Here is an 18,440-nt window from a genome sequence, read left to right on the forward strand (position 1 = left end):
TTATGAGATCATGAGCTTCCCCATGTCGGAGGCAGTAATTGCTTGATAGGCAGTTTGAATTGCTTTTTTTAAAACCCACTTGGGCAGCCCAGTTTCCTCTCTTAGTTGCTTATATGCATGCTTTCTAGACTTGGGCACTCGATTTTCAGAGACATCGAGAAAATACTGCAGCGCTTGTGTTTGCGCCAAATAGACTTTTCTCAAATGATCCTGATCCAAATATGATTGATGCCGATCAACAATCAGTCTGACCTGAGCAGGAAACCTATACTCAAGATATCCAATAGATACTCCAAGCGCTTTTGCAGTAGCTTTTAACGATATAGGAGTATCGTCAGATTCGTTCAGCTCCTTCAATCTTTTTAGAAAAAATTTGTGATCTTTTACTACTCTGACAGATGCGTGCAAAAAGTTTTTTGGAAAAAAGCGCGAATCTTCAAATCCCAAGGATTGCGAGACTTTTGTAGCATTGCCACACATAAGATCAAACAAGGAAATTCCTAATTGAAAACATAATTTCCGTGCATCATTCAGGCTTAAAGTTTTCTTTTCATTCACAACTGTCAGGAGTTTATCTCTACTGAGAAGGTTATAAAAAAAATCTTCTCTATGCTGCTGCCAATACTGATCAAACAACTCATTTACAGAAATAATTACTCCGTCAGTTGGAAGCTGACGTTCGCCAAATTTCTGTATATCCGCAATCAGTTTTATTATGTCCCACGCAACCTCAGAGCCACAATCCAGATGATAGAGTCCTTTAAGCCTACAACTGAGTGGATTCAAACATTGTTGACATATTCCTAAATGGTTAAGCCGCTTATAACTAGTCTGAGTGCAACCACATTCAACGCATTTAGCCAGTAAACTAGTTCGATGTATCGGGCACTTTTGAACAGCTCTAAATTGCCATATCAATTTAAAGTAAGGCTCTTCCTCTAACTCCTCCATTTCCGCCATACATTCTGGGCACCATCTAAACCCGCCTAACAACTCGCACTTTGACATATTTAATTGGTTATTAATGAATGATGCACATGTCCCCATAAGCGATTGACCGGTCAAATACTCAAGCCCACTAATTAAATAGCCAGCCAGCACATTGTTTCTTAAAATGTCCTCGTTTTTTATATAACTTGGCAAACACTGTATCTCCCCGGTGAAATTGACGTCATTCTTTACTTGCTGATCCACATATTTCAATAATTCACCAACATAAACACCGTGCCTATGAGCCAATCGATGAAGATAGGAAGGCAGAGACTCTATCTCTGCCGTTCCAATCCCTCTTACAGGAATAGGAAATAGTTTTTGGCCCATCTACTCGCCTCCAAGTCTATTTCCAGCAACCTCCCTCTTTGGTTTTTTATGAAATGGCTTTCCCTTCTTGATTGTTGGTCTACTATCAGATCTTGAATCTTCGCTTTCTCCCACTCCAGATAAATCACTTTTTTTAGTTTGTAACATTTTCTCTCCAGTTAGAATCTCCTTTCGAATCACTGAAAGATCTAGATCTGATAATCTTGTTCTATATAAAAGCTTTTCATTGAATGGGGTATCACAGTGTAATGAAATTGCATCAGCACGATTGAGCCAACCCTTCAAAAGCCCAATACATCCAAAGCTGCCTTCATATAAAAGCTCTGCGACATCAGTTAGAGATTGTAGCGATGAATTAAACGTAATCAACTCAGAATATTTCTGAAGAATCTGGCCGAATGCAACAATATCCTCCGCATTGACATGGTAGCGGGGAAAATGAATTTGATGCTTTCTTCCTAAAAGATGTGCTGCGTTTGATAATATGTCTAAAATTGGATACGCTCCGATAAAAACAATAATCGTATTAGTATTTTCTGCCAAACATTTCCACGACTCCATTACCGCCAATGGAGCTTGAGCATCTTTACTCACATACTTTATATGCTGCGCCTCATCAATAAAGATAATCTTTACTCCACGTGCGATTATTGCCTGCTCCAAAGCTTCACGAAGAGTGGACTCGGTTGTTCTGTCGAACTTCTGAATTGCTAAATAATTCTGTAAATCAAGACCATTAACAGAATACAAAGGGTGTTTAACGCTTTTAAGCATCCTTTGAATCATAGCTTTTGTTGAAAAAGCACCATGATTACCTGAGTTTGAAGCCGTAACCCTAATAGAATTCAACTTCCCTGTTCTCTCAAAATCATCTTCACCAAAGAGCATGCTGTTTACACGATTAATCAATGTTGACTTTCCAACCCTTGAGGGACCAGTCAAACAAACAACTTCACCCGGTGATGCGCACGATATAATTGCAAATATTTCAGAGATAGCTCTCTGCCAATTTCTGTGGACTATAGGCATGTTAAATTTTGATCCATTAATTATTCCAGACATTTTTTATCTCCCAACTCTCGGTATTCAATGGAGTAATTTCCGCGTTTTTTAGCATTGAAAATATGCACTGTTCATCTTCATTTTCTTGCTCATCAAGCAACTCAAATTCCATAATTTGACTAACACCGGTCGCACTTGAGTCGTCATACAATTTTTTAATTATCCTAACCGCGTCTTCATCTGCGGCTTGCTTTATTTTCTGGCGCTCACTAAATGCATCAATGACAATCAATCCTTCAACCAATTGTGAGATTCCATCTAAGGCAGAATATCTATTAATTTTTGAGCTGTAACAGGGGATCCATTTACCATCTATCAAAGCGTATACGACATGAGGGTTCTCAGGATCCGTTCTAACTTCTACCGAACTTTTCTTTCCTCGCACTTCTTTTATATCAGGACTCCAATACCATATTGGGCCGATATGTATTCCTCTTTGAAAATCAATCTTATAAGTATTTGTGTCTACGGCTGTAGCTAACAGGTATTCATTGTTCAGTTTCTGTGTAACTGCCACGAATGGATACTCCCTCATATTTTTTTCCAGCCTAAATTTAGGGGATAGAATCTCAATCCCCCTTGGATTAGCATCCCTCCAGGCAATAAACGCTTCGAATTCTCGATAGAAATCATAAACTGTAAGAACAGCTCGTTTTTTTGGCGAACTCTTCCCATCTACGCTTCGGGACTCTTTGAAATCAGCCAGATTACCGGGACGCTGACTAAGCCACTGTTTCTTAAACTCACCAAACAAACTCTCCACCTCAGCACCATAACGAGAGTGTGCAGTTGGGCGGAGCACCAGTTCTATCTTGGAATGCGCCAAAAGAGCTGAAAAATATACTGAGCGAAATTCGGCTCCCCTATCTATAATAATTTCTTTAGGTAAAAGCCCATGTCGCCGAGCACAATCACGCATTACTTTTGCGCAAGAGACTCTTGATGGCGATAGAAATGAAATACTAAATGCGAGAACGCAGTTTGTTGCCAAATCAACCATAGCGGTAATCCAAGGCCTGAGCACATGTGCCTCCCCGCCTGAATCAAAAAACACAAGATATATGTCTGCTAAACAGTGATCTATTGCAGCACTTTGCCATGCCAACTCTGCTTTAAGCTGTCTATCAATAGGATCCGATGGAGATGCTACCGCGTTAGCAGCGCGTTTCCCGCCTCGCTTCATTGCGATGATTTCTGGTGGAATTGATCGCAGTCGCCGAATGAATGTTGTTTTCGCCACCGGAGGGTACATAGGGTGCGCTTCCTGAGCACCCACTCGATATTTTATATAGCTGCGATAGTCACTAAGGCCTTGAGACAGTGCATGTTCTCCTAATAGATATTCAGTCAGGAACGTTTCTGCGACAATATTAATTTTGCGTTTTCTATTACCAGCGAGAAACCATTTGGGAATAAGCGCTTGAAATTCACTAAGTCCACCCTCTGAACCTTTGCTAATTAAATTCTTCCATCGCCGAGTCGAACGATTTCGCTCATTAGCTTCTAGCTTCTCCAATCTATCCAGTGCTTCTTGCGCATATTTGGACGAAGGCATCGCCCCTACACTAATTGGCGATAGCATTCCCTCTTGATAAATTTTTGGGCCTTTGAACTCATCGACGTATTTCAGCAAACGTTTATCTCTTACAACGTAGCAGCCCCTAGGAACTGAAAGTAAGCAGCTCTCCCAATCAAAGAAAAGTTTCTCTTGATCTAACTCTTGTATCAGAGCTGAGTAGTTTTCCAGCTGTAATCTTTCTTTGAGATCAAAAAGAGACCAAGAGAAAGACTCATTAAAAGCTACGTCTAATTTTAATCGGTCTATAAATGAATCGTTTTTATATTGCCTAGTGCGAAGAGCCATCTCTTGATTGAATACTGAAAATTTATTTTTGTTAGAAGATACCCACACTTCGAATTTTATTCCGATGCTCTCAAAATATTTTTTTGCAGGCAGATAAATCACCGTGCCATCGTCATTCCTTACCCAATTCTTTGGTTGAGCAGAAATCAGGTTTGCAACAGACTTTTCATTTTTCACCTCAATGACACATGGACCATCCTTTCGTAATACAAGAAAGTCTGGGGTATACCAGTCTTTTCTCTCTTTGTTTTTTTTGGTGTATTTAATTATTGGAACTGGCTCAGGCTGATCCCATATCTCAAATACATTTTCATCTCTTTCAGCTAGTACGACGAATGCGCGCTCAGCGGTACGACTTTCCGTTGAAATCGTTCTTTGCATTTTTTCTGAGTAAAACCATGAACAACTGTTGGTTCTGGCGTGAACGCCCACCATTCTGGAAGCTTCCTGTTGTCGAGTTGTGAGAATGTAATCTCTCCCATCGACTGGGAGCTGATGCCGATCAAAATGTTGGTAAAGCTGGATTTCTGTAAACATAGTGCACCCCTAGCTTCTCCGGCCTCTTCATGCGCACAGGCACAAAGGAACCTCGAAACTGAATTCATGAATTAGAAGGGCTTGACTAACGGAAATAAGGGAAGGATACTGTAGGCACCACACCGAAGTATTTCTTCCCAAAGAGCCGGAGACAAGCAATTGTTTCTGGCTTTTTTGGTTTTAGGTCATATCAAATCCCCCACATTTGAGACAGGCTGGGACTGGTTGGGACAAACCCATTTTTTCAATGCATGCCGCTACCTCATCCGCTCGAGCCAAGTAACCTGACCTCCCATTAAAGCGATAAAGGTTAATTGGAAGGGTTTTACGCGCATGAGCCTTTCGAACCGCTGCGACCGTTTTATATCTGAGAACTTCAGCCACCTCCTCCATTGTCAGAAGTTGACCATACTTTTCTCTCAAATATGTCAGCGTATCCAAAGAAACTGGCTTCATTCTGTATAACACCCTAAATGCTCGTCCCAATAGGTCTCAGCGCGTCTCAAATTTAACATTCACAATGAGGCAAATCTCGGTAGTATTTAGCTAACAATTTGTAGCTAAATTTGACCGGAATACATATGCGACACTCAATTAAAGAGCGCCTATACCACTTAATGAAGAAGCGAACGCCATCAAAAGATGAGGCAGAAATTCTTAGGAATAAAGTCTGGCTAGAAAATATTCTTCAAAATCATGGAGTTGGAAGAAAGGAGCTTTCTCGTTTAATTGACATGAAGGGAGGGGAGTCAACAAGAACCGTTTCGCGGTGGTTTCAAGGAACACACGCAGCCAAGCAGAAACACGTGAAGGAAGTAGCAAAAATCTTTGAGGGTAGCGAACTCTTCTACGAACTCCCTGTGTTCAGACTTCTGATGAATAAGCCAATTCGAAAAGCTGAACTTACGAAAATTGTAGCCCCCTACATATCAAAAATAGCGGAACTGCAGTGCTGGGTATTCCCTGACCCGTGTCACCCTGAAAATAAAGATCTTCCATTCCCGCCTTGCTTCATAAATGACACTGAAACCCTCATTGAACGAGGGGACATTTACGGGTTTACGGCTATCATCTATCTAGTAAGATTGGCCGAGGCAGAGAGGAATGCACTCAACCATATGCAGTATATTCAATGTGCGTATCGCGCTTTACCTGGATTATGTCGCCACCCGTTATTTGCGAAATATTGGGAGGAAACACTGATCTGCCTAAAAAACATACATTATCGAGAGATGACGTCAATTCTTCTTGTGCGCCCAATTGATGCGATTATTGAAAAGCAGATTTTCTCCCCGGAGCACATAACCAGACGACTACTAAGGCCGAGAGACCCGGAGACGCATCGATTTACAGAACTGGAAACTCCGTATGAACTCGCCGAGTTTCATTAAGAAGGCACCCAAAATAGGCCTGTTATCTGTATATCAAGAATGTTAAGTGCATTTTGTTTAGAAAGGCCGAATAATTTGAAGTCGAACCATCTTCAGAAATCAAATTGACAGCCCCATCAATCGAACTTAGTATTGCACCGTTGCCCTAGAAGCCTTTTAATATTTTCCTTCCTTCGAGGACTTGAAAGCCCAGCCTAAAGCTGGGCTTTTCTTCATTTAAACCTACAGGTATGTAAAAATAAGCGCTGCTGACTGAAATCGCCGAACAGACTGCGGAAGATAACGATAACGCGCAAAAACAGATCATTACGCCTATGATGATTTGAGCAAAAAAATCCGGTGTACTCTTTATCGGATTACTCCGAACATCCCGCTCACTGGCTGGGAGGCTTTACAAGCCCGACATTAGCACTCCTTTAAAGGCTCCGGTCAGTGCTAACCTAATCAGTATACTTAATAATCAACATCTCAAAAACAGCTTAATATGCCTTTCCGAGGTAATTGCCTATTTATTTTTAAACTGATCAGCTAAAGTAGACACGAAAGAATTTGTTTTTTTAAATTTTGGGGTTCACGATTAGGATTGAAGCCTGCCCGAAAGATGGTCGCCCGCCTGGTTTGGAGCGTAGTCCCGCAGGCGGCTCCGACCAACCTTATAACTAAAAAGCCCCCTATGGAGCGTTTTTTGGTTTTTCACAAAATATCCAGACACCACTAGCCGAAGCTTAGAGTCACCTCGCGGCTACCTGAGTATAGGCTGGCGCGCCCCAATCTCATCTGGTCACATGCAATCGATGGACTAGGTGGTGGCACTGAGATCCCTTATAGCCTGAGGCGTTACTGATCTAACTTAGAAGTATCACCTTCGAAAATGCACTCATAAATGACCGAATCGCAGGATTCTATACAACCCAGCAGTTTCTTTGGCTCACTTGATTGATACATGTAATGCTCCGCAATAGGTAAGTGAGCCGTATCAGGTAATGGCATCCAACCAACTACATGGACTCCTTGCGGAATATTGAACCACTTACCATCCACAGCGTAGATGTCTATAACACCGCTATTTCCTCGGCCCGGCCAACAGCCCAAATACAAGGCAATTACGACCTCCATATCCACCGGCATTTTTTCGTTGCAATCAATCCACATGGTAAATAACCATCGTTCTTCGGGGGTTCTTAAATTTGAAGGGCGGTAACTGGGTGTACGTCCAGCCAATATTACTGATATCAAGATAACCCCAGTATATACCAACCGTATGATCTGGCTGAATTTGCATAGGAAAGCACAATCAGATGCAACTATTTTAATGTTGCCCCATCAGCTATCTTAGGGTGAACCCCATTCTTAGCTGAGCTGTAATTGGAAGTATTTTTTATCAACTCTCAATTTCTAACTAGAACCTGGAAGCTAGCATTGCCGCACTACGAATAGCCACGAAATATACAATTGAATTTTCGCGCCACAATGGCAGGACCAATAAGTGAAAGGGTACTCATGTCAAAAGTAAGTTCTAAAAGGCAAATCACGTTGCCTATTGATCTATGTATCTTGGCAGATATTGAGCCGGGAGATGAGGTGTCAGTTTTTGTTGATCGGCAAGGTATTATTTCTGTTGTGAAAAAAACTTCTGGTTCAGCCAAAGGATTTTTAAGGAGTGTACGGAAGGTGCGAAAGATGAGCGATGAAAACTCTCTGAAAAGTATTATGCATTCATGAGCACACTAGATGTCTATAAGGTGCCTTTGTTATTTTGCGTTTAAAACCGACCCACTAAACGTGCATATTTGCGTCGAAATTTGACCCACGTAAAAGTGGGGCGATTTTAAATGCAAATTAACACTCAACAGGTGCGAATTACCATTCATGCGAAAGCAGGGCTTTTTCTTATCAGACGTGAATTCCGTGATTGGCCTTGCCGAAACCACCATCATACGCACCAAGTACAAAGCCATTCAGAAAAGCTTTATTTTCTAAGAAAATCATATAGTTATCTCTATCAGAAAGTTAACGGCTACTTATAAATTTTAACGTAACAACTTATTCCTTTAGTCGGACGATGGCCAATCTATCGTGTCAAAAAACGGTCAATCTATGAGGACAAGAACATTTGAAAACGAATTGTGTAGTCAATTTTAGTTTTTACTTTTTTAAACGGTACACTTCAAGAAACATACAAAATTGTATTCCGTCTGAAATCAACTTTAGTGCACGCTTATCATTTGTTAGATTAAGTTCCCATCTGGCCAAATACACGAATAAAAGCAATCAGCATTAGCCGCCCTCTATACAAGCACTATCGCTACTAAATTTAAACCCACCAATTCTGTTGCACTCAATATCCCAGCTAAAGACCATCTTTAGGCCTCGTCCATCACCCACAACATGTATATGGTTACATAGACAATATGCATATAGTTAATTTGACAATAATTAACTTAAATTGTATACAAGTACACTTCGGGATCACCGCGTCAGTTACATAACAATCACAAGCAGTATGGCGCCCGGAAAGAACGCCTGTTCGCAATGAACAGGAAAAACCTTCCAACAACCCTCCTCCTTTATCGGTGGTATTGGTTGAGAGGGAAATCGGAGATTAATAATGAAACTAATGACAATCGGCAAAGGTGTCGTTTCGGCACTCACCTGCGCGGCAGCCCTGTATGGTGCGACCGCCAATGCACAAACCTTAACCTCAAACTCAACCGGCACTAATAACGGTTTTTACTACACCTTCTGGAAAGATTCTGGTGATGCATCCATGGGGCTGCAGGCCGCTGGCCGCTATACCTCACAGTGGACCAATAGCACCAACAACTGGGTGGGCGGTAAGGGCTGGAACCCAGGCAATAGCACGCGAGTTGTAAGCTATTCCGGAAATTTTGGTGTGGATAGCAGCCAAAACTCTTACTTAGCATTTTACGGTTGGACTAGAAGCCCGCTAGTTGAATACTACGTGATTGAAAGTTACGGCTCTTACAACCCAGCCAGCTGTTCCGGTGGAACGGATTACGGCAGCTTCCAGAGCGATGGCGCTACCTACAATGTGCGCCGCTGTCTGCGCACCCAGCAACCCTCCATCGATGGCACTCAAACCTTCTATCAATACTTTAGTGTACGAAACCCCAAAAAAGGCTTTGGCAATATTTCTGGCACCATCACCTTTGCCAACCATGCCAATTTTTGGGCAAGCAAAGGTTTGAATCTGGGCAGCCATAATTATCAGGTATTAGCGACTGAGGGCTATCAAAGCCGTGGCAGCTCTGACATCACCGTTAGCGAAGGTGCAACTGGTGGCGGCGCGAGCAGCACGCCGGTTGCCAGTAGCAGGAGCTCAAGCTCGGTTGCAACAGGCGGCGGCACCACTAGTGGTAGCGGCGTAGTGGTTCGTGCACGCGGTGTGGCCGGTGGCGAGCACATCAACTTGCGCATTGGCGGCGCAACCGTTGCCAGCTGGAATCTGACCACCAGCTTTCAGGATTTGACCTACAGCGGCTCTGCGTCGGGCGACATTCAGGTAGAGTTCGATAACGATGGCGGCAGCCGCGATGCCGTAGTGGACTATATTCGCGTGAATGGCGAGACCCGTCAGGCAGAGGATATGACTTACAACACTGCATACTACGCCAATGGTTCATGCGGCGGTGGCGGCAACTCTGAGTTGATGCACTGTAACGGCGTAATAGGCTTTGGTTATACCTATGACTGCTTTAGCGGCAATTGCTCAGGTGGTAGCACGGGTGGCGGTAATACCGGTGGCTCAACTAGCAGTTCAGGTGGTAACAATGCCAACTGTTCCGGTTATGTCGGCATCACCTTTGACGACGGCCCTGGCGCTAACTCCACCACCTTGGTTAACCTGCTTAAGCAAAATAACCTGACACCGGTGACCTGGTTTGTGCAAGGCAACTATGTAGCGGCCAACACCAACCTGATCTCAACTTTGCTGAGCGTGGGCGTGATTCAAAACCACAGTTACACCCATCCCCATCTAACCAGCCTTAGCTATCAGCAAATCTATGATGAGCTCAATCGCACCAGTCAGGCGATTCAAAATGCGGGCGCGCCTAAGCCGACCCTGTTCCGCCCACCCTATGGTGAGAGCAACAGCAACGTGCAGCAAGCGGCGCAAGCCTTGGGTATGCGCGTGATTACCTGGGATGTAGATTCAAAAGATTGGGACGGCGCGAGCGCTGCGGCGATTGCAAATGCCAACAACCAACTGCAAAACGGCCAAGTGATACTGATGCACGATGCGAACTACAACAATACCAATGCGGCAATCCCACAGATTGCGGCGAACCTGCGCGCAAAAGGCTTGTGCCCGGGCCGCATTGACCCGGCTACTGGCCGTGCAGTGGCGCCCTCTGGTGGCTCGAACAACAGCACACCTGCCGTTTCCAGTAGTAGCCGCAGCAGCACTCCGGTAACGCCCAGCAGTAGCAGCCGCAGCAGCGTTAGCACCGGCAGCAATTGCCAATGCAACTGGTGGGGCACGCTCTACCCCACTTGCACCAACACCGCGAGTGGTTGGGGTTGGGAAAATAACCGCAGCTGTATTACCACCAGCACCTGTAATAGCCAGGGCCCTGGCGGTGGTAGTCAAGTATGCAACTAAGGCAACCCGGAAGTAGCTCAATCTGAGCCGCTATCGGTAACACAAATAGGGGAAGCGGGTAATCCGCCTCCCCTTTTTTTATTACCAAAATACACAGGCTAAATAACGGATTATTAGCACTTTGAAGATATATAGTTTATTTGACAATATGCTTATGGTTTTATTGACAATAAATCAGCGCAATTGTATACATATATACGTCGGGAACCGGGTGGTTTTAACAATAACAGCAAGCCTGTTTGGTACTCGATTACACCTGCTTGCAATAGGCAGGATCAACCTTCGACAGTCCCTCCACTTCTATAGGCGGTATTGGTTGAGAGGCTATTTAAGAGAGTCTAATAATGAAATTTTCTGGCAAAAAAATCCTGAGCACGCTTATCGGCGCTGCAGCTTTGTGTGTAACAGCGGTCAACGCACAAACCCTAAGCTCCAATTCAACCGGTACCAATAACGGTTTTTACTACACCTTCTGGAAAGATTCGGGCAGCGCCTCTATGACCTTACAGTCGGGCGGTCGCTATACCTCGCAATGGACAAGTAATACTAATAACTGGGTGGGCGGTAAAGGCTGGAATCCGGGTACCAGTTCACGTGTGGTTAGTTATTCAGGTAACTACGGCGCGTCCAATTCACAAAACTCCTACCTGGCATTTTATGGCTGGACCAGAAATCCGTTGATTGAGTATTACATCATCGAAAGTTATGGTTCATACAACCCAGCCTCTTGTTCCGGCGGCACCGACTACGGCAGTTTCACCAGCGATGGTGCGACTTATAACGTGCGTCGCTGCCTGCGCACTCAACAACCATCGATTGATGGCACCCAAACCTTCTATCAATACTTCAGCGTGCGCAATCCGAAGAAAGGTTTTGGTAACATTTCTGGCACCATCACCTTTGCCAATCACGCCAACTTTTGGGCGAGCAAGGGCTTGAATCTGGGCACCCATGATTATCAAGTTCTGGCGACCGAAGGCTATCAAAGCACTGGCAGTTCGGATATCACCGTAAGCGCGGGCACCTCAGGCGGCGGCAGCTCAAGCTCGGCGCCATCAGGCGGTAGCAAAACTATCGTTGTGCGCGCCAGAGGCGTTGCCGGTGGTGAGAGCATTACCCTGAAAGTGAATAACACGACAGTGCAAACTTGGACTCTTTCCACCACTATGACCAACTACACCGCAACGACTTCTTTGTCTGGCGGCAGCCTGGTGGAATACACCAACGATTCTGGCAACCGCGACGTACAAATCGATTACATCAGTGTGAACGGCAGCGTTCGTCAATCGGAAGCGCAAAGCTACAACACCGGTGTGTATCAAAACGGTGCCTGTGGCGGCGGCAATGGTATGAGCGAGTGGCTGCACTGTAACGGCGCGATTGGTTACGGTAATTTATAAGCCTTAGTCCTAGCTGATTAAGTAGGAATCGGTAACAAAAAAAGGGGCGATTAATTTGCCCCTTTTTTATCACTCTAAAAATAATAAAAGTAACTATAACGAGAGATAAACATGGCCAACACCCCCAATTTCAAACAGCATTTTTTACTGCCAGCGGTCATCGGGGCTGGCCTCGCCTATGGCGCATTTATCTGGAGTAATGACAACACCGCACAACGCGAACAGATTGCCGAGCTGGAAAACCGGATTGTAGATTTGGAGTTATTGCTCAGCCAAAAAGAAGACGAGTTACAGGATGCACGCTTCTTTGCCGCAGGCTCACTTGATTCCTTCGAGCACACAAAACCTGATGCCAACGCCGCCACGCCCGCGCCAAGCGCAACACAATCCTTGCCTGAGCCTGCACCTAACAAAACACTGGTGCGCGAGTCAGAAGCAGACAGCCAACAACTGCTCAGAGATTTAGGCACCCTGTCGGACCGCGACCCGCGCTCGTTTTCCGAAAAAGCCACTGCATTGCTCGCGGGCAATTTGAATAAAGACGGCATCGCCATTGTCAGTAAAAGTGTGTTTGAGCTGGCGGACAACCGCGAAATCCTGCCGGATTACGAATTGGAATCGCTCTACCAAAACCAATCCAACCCCGATTTGAAACGGGTTATCGCCCAAGTAATGTCCACCCGTGGTGACAGCCGTTTGCTGGAAAAACAAATTGCCCGAAGCCAAACTAACCTGAGCAGCGATGACCCTGCCGTGCGCCAACAAGCACTGGTCGAGCTGGGCAAAACCCGCTACGCCAGCGCCGCCAATGCCATTGCCCCCCTGCTGCAAGATAGCAATACCAACGTCAAATTAGATGCACTACTGGCCTTAAAGGCAACAGGCAACCAAAATCACTTACGGCAAGTAGAGGCGCTGATCGATCACCCTGACCCAGCGGTGAGTTGGCTGGCAAAAGAGGTGGCAAGCAGCCTGCAAAACCTGAGCGATAAAGCGCGCACCCAATTGGCTGGCGCTGATATTGTCGCCGAATTACCGGTTATACAATGATGACTACTCCCCGCTATTCCAACAGACACCTACTACTGGCCACGCTGGTCGGCACAGTTTTAGGCTATAGCATCTGCGTGCTAGTGGCAGATGGCCGAACCCAAACCGACCCCAAGAGTGCTGCAAACAGCAGTGTTGTGCCCACTGCCGCAGCGTCGGTTGATGCGGGGCCTAATATAGAACAGCTGCGCAAAGATTTAAGCACCCGTTTTATCGGCGACCCACGGACACTGGGAGAAAAGTTACGCGACTTTGTGACGGAAAATCCCGATCCGCAATCGCTTGCCATCGCCTGCAAAGTGGTGGCGGATTTGGCTGAAAACTCCGCTGCGCTGGGTAATCAAGAATTGAATTTTCTTTACCAGAATCTAACCAGCAAAGAATTAAAACGAGTAGTCGCGCAAGCCTTGTCACTGCGCGGTGACAACAGTCTGATGGAATTATTGATCAGCGCAGCGCAGCCCGCCCTGAACAGCAGCAACCCCGCCGAGCGCCGCAAAGCGCTAACTGAACTGGCAAAAACCCACTATGCCGGTGCGGCCAATGCGATTGTTCCCTTGCTAAAAGATGAGGATGTGAGCGTAAAACTGGATGCCCTGCTCGCGTTGCGCGCCACCGGAAATGAGCGCCATATTCCCGCGCTGGAAAATTTACTGAGCCATCCCGATGAGTCAATCAGTTGGCTTGCCAAAGATGCGATGAATAGCTTGGAAAACTTGAGCAGCAAAGCGCGCACAAAAATAACCAGCGCCGATATGATCGCGGAATTGCCACCTATAGCCACACCTTAAAACGCGCGCTAATTATCGATTAAAACTCCCTTACTTTTTTATCATCCAATAAAAACCCCGCACTAATAGAAATCAATACGGGGTTTTCTAAATGAGGCGATAACAGCGCAAAGTATTACATGGTGTAAACGCCCTGACTGCGCAAATAATCTTCGTAGTTACCGTGGAAATCGATCAACCCAGTCGGTTGCATATCGATAATACGGGTTGCCAGTGATGACACAAATTCGCGGTCATGGCTGACAAAAATCAAGGTGCCGGGGTAATTTTCCAGTGCGAGGTTTAAGGCCTCAATCGATTCCATATCCAAGTGGTTGGTGGGTTCATCCATCAACAATACATTGGGGTTGATGAGACTGAGCTTGCCAAACAGCATGCGGCCTTTTTCGCCACCGGATAATACTTTGACGTTTTTCTTCACTTCATCGTTTGAAAACAGCATGCGCCCCAATGCGCTACGCACTAACTGCTCATCGCCTTTGGTCCACTGTTTCATCCAATCAAACACTATCGCGTTATCGGCAAAGTCAGCGGCGTGATCTTGCGCGAAATAGCCTATTTCAGCCTGTTCAGCCCATTTCACCGTGCCGGCATCTGGCTGTAAATCACCGTATAAGCAGCGCAACAATGTGGTTTTACCTGCACCGTTAGGGCCGATGATGGCAATGCGTTCACCCGCTTCTACTTGCATACTCAAATCGGTAAACAGTGGGCGATCATAGGCCTTGCTTACGCCTTCTAATGTCACGGCTTGGCGATGCAGTTTTTTGTTTTGCGTGAAGCGAATATAAGGGCTGACACGGCTCGATGGTTTGATGTCATCCAATTGGATTTTATCGATTTGTTTGGCGCGTGAAGTCGCTTGTTTTGCTTTAGACGCATTTGCTGAGAAGCGGCTCACAAAGGTTTGCAGCTCGGCGATTTGCGCTTTTTTCTTCGCGTTTTCGTTCAATAGTTTTTCGCGTGCCTGCTCAGAGGCCATCATGTAGTCGTCGTAGTTACCGGGATATACACGCAGCTCGCCGTAATCCAGATCCGCCATGTGGGTACACACAGAATTCAAAAAGTGGCGGTCATGCGAAATGATAATGATGGTGCTATTGCGCTGGGTGAGCATGCCTTCCAACCAGCGAATAGTGTTGATATCGAGGTTGTTGGTCGGCTCGTCGAGCAATAATACGTCGGGATCGGCAAACAGCGCTTGCGCGAGCAAAACACGCAACTTCCAGCCCGGTGCGACCGAGCTCATAGGGCCAAAATGCTGCTCGATAGGAATATCCAAGCCGAGCAATAATTCGCCCGCGCGGGATTCTGCGGTGTAGCCATCCATCTCGGCAAAGGCCACTTCCAGTTCAGCCACACGCATGCCGTCGTCTTCACTCATATCGGGCAAGGCGTAAATACGGTCGCGCTCGGCTTTTACTGCCCAGAGTTCGGTGTGACCCATAATCACCGTATCCACCACCGAAAACTCTTCGTAGGCGAATTGATCCTGCTTCAACTTACCCAAACGAACGTTGGGTTCCAGCATGACCTGACCAGCAGAGGGTTCAAGATCGCCACCGAGAATTTTCATAAAGGTGGACTTGCCGCAGCCGTTGGCGCCGATCAAGCCGTAGCGATTGCTGTTGTTGAACTTGACCGAAACGTTTTCAAAAAGCGGTTTGGCACCAAATTGCATGGTGATATTAGCGGTGGAAATCACGGGTAATTTTCTCTGCGACAGTGCGACTAAAAAGGGATAGATAAAGAGCAATAAGGATAAACGGCTAAAAAAGGCGCGCATTTTAGCCTAATTAGACAAGCTTAAGGGATTTTTATGGCAGATATAAAAATGCCCGCATCAAGCGGGCACTTCTAAAACGAGTCAACAGCCAACACTAAGGCAGCTTAAAGACCACTTTAACGCTGGTATCAACCAAGCTGGAATCAATATAACCAATCATATTGGGGGTCGCGGCAACCAGCGCTTTGACTGCAGCATCATCACCAGCTTCTTTTGGTGGAGTGCCCTTGCCGGTAAATACCAATTGCGACCAATAGGCCTTGTACTGGCTCGCGTTTTTCTTACAGATGGCTTCATTAAATTTATCGCGAACTGCCGCGCCTTCACTTTGGTTCACCGGTATAGCCTGGCCACCCGATGGAAAAGTTTTAGCCTTACCCAAAAACAAACGCGCAATATCATCTTCCGACAGACTGGCAATCGCAGATGAAGGGTGAACAATAACGGCAATTTCTGCAAAACAGATGCTGGACAAACCAAGTACCAAGCCTGCTGCCAATGATTTAAATACGGTTTTCATACGAGTAACTCTCCTCAAAACACAGCTTGTAAGGCGACGGAAAGTACTTTCTGCTCACCTTTCACATCATCGACATCATCAACTTGCAGCTTCAGCGCAGCACCTGAACTTACATCCCAACGGGTACCGAAGCTCAACACTTCGCGATCCACATCACGAGCGGCGGCAATACCCTGCAAGGTGCCAATTAACACCGCAGTTTGCTGACTTGGCGGAATGCCAGCGGCCAGATCGGCAACTTCGTCATCCGCTTTAGAACCAGTGATATGGAACAGGAAATCTCCCACCCGCACCCCAACCATTGCGTAGTCACGCACGTTTTTGGCCAGCAGGGTTTCATCCACTTCGAACTCAACATGCTCAAGCGCCGCAACAAATAAACCTGTGTCTATGTTTAAGCCGATTTGGGCAAAGGTTCCTTGATCGTCCTCTACGATGATGCGCGGCACCAAATAAGAAAAATCAGGATTGTTAGCAAGTTGCGCGACAAATCCATTCAACGTGGGGTTGAAGATATCAACCGTCAAATCTGCCTTGTGAAAAGCGGCACGGAAATTCCACCAATCTTTACCAAAGGTCGCAGCTACACCCATTTGATTACGCAGACTGGCGTTGCCTTGGGTGCCATCTTCAAAACTGAAGTCAGAATCGAAGCTACCGTAATAAGCCTGAAAGCTCGTATCAAAACTGCCAAGCGCGGCAGTCAGGTAGTAGTCCAAGCCATCAACATTATTAAAGGGCAAATAATAAACTTCATTTGGCGCACTGATCCAAGGGTAGGAATAGCCCACGTCCAAGGAGTCGGAATAGGTGTAAAGTGGGGTACGCAAACGCCCCGCACGAACCTTACCGTTATCTGACGCCTGCCAAGTGAGATAAGCCCATTCGGCGGTGATTTCATAATCTTTTTCACTGCGCGCGATTAACTGTGCGGTAGCAGTTACCTTTTCGCTCACCTGACCAGTGACCTGCAAACCCAACAGGTTGCGATCAAACGTCAGATCTTCTTCGCTGTAACCATCATAGCTAACACTGTTTTCATCATCGACCATACCGCCACCGACCGATAAAAACCCCGAAATACCAATATCAGCTGCATGCGCTAGTGGAGCCAACATCACTCCCGCAATGGCTAACGCAATGCCATGCTTTCTGTGCACTTTACTTAATACTCTCATCAATACACTCTCCTAAAGTTAGCCACAATTTTCCACAACAACAGATAAGCGCAGTGCATTAGTCACTGCCAGAAGGGCAAGGTTGGGGGTTTTGAGCTTCTACGAGCGCTTGTATAACGACCACTGACCTGCGCTCACGGCTTGTTAGCACTGCGGATTTCATTCAACATTTTTTGCGCTTTGGTATTGCCTTGGGCAACGGCTTTTTGCAGCCACGCCTCAGCTTCTGCCGGATCTTTTTTTGCGCCTTTTCCGGTGAAGTACATATAGCCAACAATGAGCTGCGCCTCATCGTAGCCTTGCTCTGCCGCCTTTAAGTACCAGTTAAAAGCCAGAGTTGAATTTTTAGTTACCCCCATTCCTTGGTCGTGCATATAGCCCACCATGTATTGCGCATTGCGATTGCCCGCCTGCGCCATTTCATTGAAGAGCGAAAATGCGCGCTGATAATCCTGCGCCAAGACCTGACCATCTATATAAAAATAGGCAAGCGTATATTTAGCTTCCGGATGGCCAGCTTCCGATGCTGCGCGATACCAACGCAGCGCAGCCTCCAGATTCTGGGGAACCCCATCACCCTTATAGAAAATAGTAGCAAGTTCATATTGCGCTTCGACATTGCCTTGCGCTGCTGCAGCCTCAAACCATTTAACAGCCTTAGTCAAATCTCTTTCTGTTTGCTCACCTTTGAAATACAGCAGAGCGAGTGTGTACTGCGCGTCCGCTACGCCCTGCCCGGCAGCCTTAGCCAACCAATTAACAGCCGTATTAATATCTTGATCAATACCATCGCCAGCGAGATACATTTTGCCCAGCTGAAGATTGGCATTGGCATAACCTTGATTGGCCGACTTTTTAAACCAGGCTATGGCACGCCCTGCATCCTGAGGCAGACCCAAGCCATCTTTTTGCATCAA

General features: G+C 46.0%; 14 protein-coding genes. 6 read left to right on the forward strand and 8 right to left on the reverse strand.

Annotation, left to right across the window (positions count from 1 at the left end; genetic code table 11):
• The 3 genes from AWU77_RS08015 to AWU77_RS08025 are packed head-to-tail and all read right to left on the reverse strand — an operon-like array spanning nt 1 to nt 4,783.
• Nucleotides 1-1,320 carry a TniQ family protein gene (locus AWU77_RS08015; RefSeq protein ID WP_062061418.1) on the reverse strand — a complete coding sequence of 440 codons (1,320 nt, stop codon included), beginning with the start codon at nt 1,318-1,320 and terminating at the stop codon, nt 1-3.
• On the reverse strand, nt 1,321-2,382 hold the full coding sequence (locus AWU77_RS08020; RefSeq protein ID WP_062061421.1) for an ATP-binding protein: 1,062 nt from the start codon (nt 2,380-2,382) through the stop codon (nt 1,321-1,323).
• A complete protein-coding gene (locus AWU77_RS08025) occupies nt 2,366-4,783 on the reverse strand; it encodes a TnsA endonuclease N-terminal domain-containing protein (RefSeq protein ID WP_062061424.1) in 2,418 nt (805 codons plus the stop codon). The genes AWU77_RS08020 and AWU77_RS08025 overlap by 17 nt, the downstream gene beginning before the upstream one ends.
• Nucleotides 4,784-5,364: 581 nt before the next feature.
• On the opposite strand from AWU77_RS08025, the gene AWU77_RS08035 reads away from it, so the two are divergent.
• Nucleotides 5,365-6,174, forward strand: coding sequence for a hypothetical protein (locus AWU77_RS08035; protein ID WP_062061430.1), 810 nt, complete (start codon nt 5,365-5,367; stop codon nt 6,172-6,174).
• Nucleotides 6,175-7,011: 837 nt separating this feature from the next.
• On the opposite strand, the gene AWU77_RS20345 is transcribed toward AWU77_RS08035, so the two are convergent.
• The gene (locus AWU77_RS20345; protein WP_152625312.1) at nt 7,012-7,326 is read right to left on the reverse strand and encodes a DUF551 domain-containing protein; all 315 of its coding nucleotides are present in this window, start codon (nt 7,324-7,326) and stop codon (nt 7,012-7,014) included.
• A 348-nt stretch (nt 7,327-7,674) separates the two neighbouring features.
• On the opposite strand from AWU77_RS20345, the gene AWU77_RS20100 reads away from it, so the two are divergent.
• The 5 genes from AWU77_RS20100 to AWU77_RS08060 all read left to right on the forward strand — a co-directional run bounded on the left by AWU77_RS20100 (nt 7,675) and on the right by AWU77_RS08060 (nt 14,039).
• On the forward strand, nt 7,675-7,896 hold the full coding sequence (locus tag AWU77_RS20100) for an AbrB/MazE/SpoVT family DNA-binding domain-containing protein (protein WP_084618198.1): 222 nt from the start codon (nt 7,675-7,677) through the stop codon (nt 7,894-7,896).
• Nucleotides 7,897-8,782: 886 nt separating this feature from the next.
• Entirely contained in the window at nt 8,783-10,798 is a 2,016-nt protein-coding gene (locus AWU77_RS08045) for a glycoside hydrolase family 11 protein (protein ID WP_062061433.1), read from the forward strand.
• A gap of 344 nt (nt 10,799-11,142) precedes the next feature.
• Nucleotides 11,143-12,198 carry a glycoside hydrolase family 11 protein gene (locus tag AWU77_RS08050; RefSeq protein WP_062061436.1) on the forward strand — a complete coding sequence of 352 codons (1,056 nt, stop codon included), beginning with the start codon at nt 11,143-11,145 and terminating at the stop codon, nt 12,196-12,198.
• A 111-nt stretch (nt 12,199-12,309) separates the two neighbouring features.
• A complete protein-coding gene (locus AWU77_RS08055; protein WP_062061441.1) occupies nt 12,310-13,248 on the forward strand; it encodes a HEAT repeat domain-containing protein in 939 nt (312 codons plus the stop codon).
• A complete protein-coding gene (locus AWU77_RS08060) occupies nt 13,245-14,039 on the forward strand; it encodes a HEAT repeat domain-containing protein (protein WP_062061444.1) in 795 nt (264 codons plus the stop codon). Before AWU77_RS08055 ends, AWU77_RS08060 begins: the two co-directional genes overlap by 4 nt.
• 115 nt (nt 14,040-14,154) lie before the next feature.
• Here the strand turns inward: AWU77_RS08060 and AWU77_RS08065 are convergent, their stop codons facing one another.
• The 4 genes from AWU77_RS08065 to AWU77_RS08080 form a co-directional block, all read right to left on the reverse strand.
• The gene (locus tag AWU77_RS08065) at nt 14,155-15,744 is read right to left on the reverse strand and encodes an ABC-F family ATPase (protein WP_062061485.1); all 1,590 of its coding nucleotides are present in this window, start codon (nt 15,742-15,744) and stop codon (nt 14,155-14,157) included.
• Between the two features lie 175 nt (nt 15,745-15,919).
• Complete coding sequence (locus AWU77_RS08070; protein ID WP_062061447.1) at nt 15,920-16,345, reverse strand: hypothetical protein; 426 nt, start codon at nt 16,343-16,345, stop codon at nt 15,920-15,922.
• Nucleotides 16,346-16,359: 14 nt separating this feature from the next.
• A complete protein-coding gene (locus AWU77_RS08075) occupies nt 16,360-17,523 on the reverse strand; it encodes a hypothetical protein (protein WP_062061450.1) in 1,164 nt (387 codons plus the stop codon).
• Nucleotides 17,524-17,657: 134 nt separating this feature from the next.
• Nucleotides 17,658-18,440, reverse strand: a 783-nt coding sequence (locus AWU77_RS08080) for a tetratricopeptide repeat protein (protein ID WP_152625313.1), incomplete at its 5' end; no start/stop codon positions are given.

It is taken from the genome of Cellvibrio sp. OA-2007, from assembly GCF_000953825.1.
GTDB lineage: Bacteria > Pseudomonadota > Gammaproteobacteria > Pseudomonadales > Cellvibrionaceae > Cellvibrio.

Excerpts from the sequence above, each read along its gene's own strand:
- AWU77_RS08025 (WP_062061424.1), bottom strand. The coding sequence starts at position 4,783 with ATGTTTACAGAAATCCAGCTTTACCAACATTTTGATCGGCATCAGCTC.
- AWU77_RS20345 (WP_152625312.1), bottom strand. The coding sequence starts at position 7,326 with ATGTGGATTGATTGCAACGAAAAAATGCCGGTGGATATGGAGGTCGTA.
- AWU77_RS08055 (WP_062061441.1), top strand. The coding sequence starts at position 12,310 with ATGGCCAACACCCCCAATTTCAAACAGCATTTTTTACTGCCAGCGGTC.
- AWU77_RS08020 (WP_062061421.1), bottom strand. The coding sequence starts at position 2,382 with ATGTCTGGAATAATTAATGGATCAAAATTTAACATGCCTATAGTCCAC.
- AWU77_RS08050 (WP_062061436.1), top strand. The coding sequence starts at position 11,143 with ATGAAATTTTCTGGCAAAAAAATCCTGAGCACGCTTATCGGCGCTGCA.
- AWU77_RS08045 (WP_062061433.1), top strand. The coding sequence starts at position 8,783 with ATGAAACTAATGACAATCGGCAAAGGTGTCGTTTCGGCACTCACCTGC.
- AWU77_RS08060 (WP_062061444.1), top strand. The coding sequence starts at position 13,245 with ATGATGACTACTCCCCGCTATTCCAACAGACACCTACTACTGGCCACG.
- AWU77_RS08075 (WP_062061450.1), bottom strand. The coding sequence starts at position 17,523 with ATGAGAGTATTAAGTAAAGTGCACAGAAAGCATGGCATTGCGTTAGCC.
- AWU77_RS20100 (WP_084618198.1), top strand. The coding sequence starts at position 7,675 with ATGTCAAAAGTAAGTTCTAAAAGGCAAATCACGTTGCCTATTGATCTA.
- AWU77_RS08070 (WP_062061447.1), bottom strand. The coding sequence starts at position 16,345 with ATGAAAACCGTATTTAAATCATTGGCAGCAGGCTTGGTACTTGGTTTG.
- AWU77_RS08015 (WP_062061418.1), bottom strand. The coding sequence starts at position 1,320 with ATGGGCCAAAAACTATTTCCTATTCCTGTAAGAGGGATTGGAACGGCA.
- AWU77_RS08035 (WP_062061430.1), top strand. The coding sequence starts at position 5,365 with ATGCGACACTCAATTAAAGAGCGCCTATACCACTTAATGAAGAAGCGA.